The sequence below is a fragment of the uncultured Campylobacter sp. genome, assembly GCF_937997535.1.
Taxonomy (GTDB): Bacteria; Campylobacterota; Campylobacteria; order Campylobacterales; family Campylobacteraceae; genus Campylobacter_B.
In genome coordinates, this window is sequence record NZ_CALKTT010000064.1 from 1 (window position 1) to 1,439 (window position 1,439).

Below are 1,439 nucleotides of genomic sequence, written 5' to 3' on the forward strand. Positions count from 1 at the left end.
AGAGCGATCTGTTTTCCGCGCACGCCTGCGCTAACGTAAATTTTCTCCTGCGTTAGCGCTTTTTCATCGATGAAGGTGCGGAAGTGTTTTTTCATCCCAAGCGGCGAGCAGCCGCCCCTGATGTAGCCCGTGACCTTTTGTAAATCCTTCAAATCCATCAGCTCGCAACGCTTCGCGCCGCAAATGTGCGCGAGCGCCTTGAGATCGAGATTTAGATCGCCTTGCAGGCAGGCCACGACGTATTCGTGATCCGCCGTGCAAACTATCGTTTTATAGACCCGCTCGATCGGCTCGCTCACGCTGTTTGCCACGTGTACCGCATCTAAATTTAAAGGATCAACCGCGTATTCTTTAATCTCATAAGGGATTTTCAGACCGTCCAGTACGCGTGCGGCGTTTGTTTTTGAGCTCATTTCGCCTCTTTTCTTAAATTTAATAGCGGATTTTGTTTTCTTTCAAAAAATCACGCAGGTCTTCGTATTCGCCCTGATCAAAATAGCGCCATTTGCCAGGCTTTAGCGTTCCAAGCGTCATTCTGCCGAATGCCGTGCGCTTAAGCTCCACGACATCCAGATCGAAATAGCCGAAAAATCTACGCAGCTCGCGGTTTTGACCCTCGTTGATGATTGCTTTTATTTTCGTGTAGCCGCCGCTGCTAGGCATAATGCGGTAGCCTAAGAAGGGCTTAAATTCCATCGATTTTATCTTGCTTTTGGCGTGCGCGCCCTTGCTTGCGTCTGCGGCGAAAAAGCCTTCGCGGATCGCCGTTACGACCTCCTCTTTCACCTCGCCTTTTACCTTTAGATAGTACTCTCGCTCGATGTCGCTGTTCATCAGCGCCGTAGCGATCGCGGGCGCATCGGTTAGCAGCAAAAGCCCCTCGCTTGCAAAATCCAAACGCCCTACGCTAACAAATCTACTAAATCCCTCCGGCAAGCTATCGTAAATCGTCCGCCTGCCGCGATCGTCCTTTTTAGTAACTAACTCACCTTTGCGTTTGTTATAAACGATCATCGTAAATTCCGTCTTGGGCTTGATAGGGCGCGAGCCGATGCGGATCTTCTCCTCGCCGCTAACCTCTATAAAATCGCTAACGACGCGGCCGTTAATGCTAACCTTGCCCTGCTTGATCAGCTCATCTGCCTCACGGCGCGAGTAGGCGGTGTTATGGGAGATAAATTTATTCAGACGCATCTTTTGCATTATTTTAGCCCCAGACTCGTTAGATCATGGATATGCAAGATCCCCACGGGCACGCCATTTTCAACCACGGGCAGAACTTGGATTTTAAATTGCTCGATCAAATTTAGCGCGTCTATTGCGAGCATATTTTTATCGTCCAGCATTTTAGGATTTTTGGTGGCATATTTCAGCGCATCGCCGTTGATATCGAAGTCCTCTCGCATCAGCGCGCGGCGCAGATCGCCGTCGCTTAAGAT

At 49.8% G+C, this 1,439-nt stretch carries 3 protein-coding genes; all 3 read right to left on the reverse strand.

Annotated elements, in window-relative coordinates; translation table 11 throughout:
- On the reverse strand, window positions 1-413 hold a 413-nt coding region (gene ybaK / locus Q0117_RS06330; RefSeq protein WP_297923825.1), incomplete at its 3' end, for a Cys-tRNA(Pro) deacylase.
- A gap of 19 nt (window positions 414-432) precedes the next feature.
- Window positions 433-1,203 (reverse strand): pseudouridine synthase, encoded by a 771-nt coding sequence (locus Q0117_RS06335; protein WP_297923827.1) that lies wholly within the window; start codon window positions 1,201-1,203, stop codon window positions 433-435.
- Window positions 1,203-1,439: CBS domain-containing protein (locus Q0117_RS06340; protein WP_366807795.1), on the reverse strand; the 237-nt coding region annotated here is incomplete at its 5' end. The genes Q0117_RS06335 and Q0117_RS06340, both read right to left, overlap by 1 nt.

What these genes read in the sequence shown, in the direction of transcription:
- Q0117_RS06335 (WP_297923827.1), bottom strand. Translation starts at nt 1,203, where the DNA reads ATGCAAAAGATGCGTCTGAATAAATTTATCTCCCATAACACCGCCTAC.